The 774-nt window shown below is 52.5% G+C and carries 1 rRNA gene; it reads left to right on the forward strand.

Features of this window, described 5'->3' with window-relative positions:
- Window positions 1-774: ribosomal RNA gene (locus ACWKX3_RS24085) — 23S ribosomal RNA — on the forward strand; the annotation flags it as partial.

The following is a 774-nucleotide window of genomic DNA, read 5'->3' on the forward strand; positions in this document are numbered from 1 at the left end:
GGCGGGACACGTGGTATCCTGTCTGAATATGGGGGGACCATCCTCCAAGGCTAAATACTCCTGACTGACCGATAGTGAACCAGTACCGTGAGGGAAAGGCGAAAAGAACCCCGGCGAGGGGAGTGAAAAAGAACCTGAAACCGTGTACGTACAAGCAGTGGGAGCCTCTTTTATGGGGTGACTGCGTACCTTTTGTATAATGGGTCAGCGACTTATATTCTGTAGCAAGGTTAACCGTATAGGGGAGCCGAAGGGAAACCGAGTCTTAACTGGGCGTTAAGTTGCAGGGTATAGACCCGAAACCCGGTGATCTAGCCATGGGCAGGTTGAAGGTTGGGTAACACTAACTGGAGGACCGAACCGACTAATGTTGAAAAATTAGCGGATGACCTGTGGCTGGGGGTGAAAGGCCAATCAAACCGGGAGATAGCTGGTTCTCCCCGAAAGCTATTTAGGTAGCGCCTCGTGAACTCATCTTCGGGGGTAGAGCACTGTTTCGGCTAGGGGGCCATCCCGGCTTACCAACCCGATGCAAACTACGAATACCGAAGAATGTTATCACGGGAGACACACGGCGGGTGCTAACGTCCGTCGTGAAGAGGGAAACAACCCAGACCGCCAGCTAAGGTCCCAAAGTCATGGTTAAGTGGGAAACGATGTGGGAAGGCACAGACAGCCAGGATGTTGGCTTAGAAGCAGCCATCATTTAAAGAAAGCGTAATAGCTCACTGGTCGAGTCGGCCTGCGCGGAAGATGTAACGGGGCTAAACCATG

The organism is Enterobacter sp. UPMP2052 (assembly GCF_053709675.1).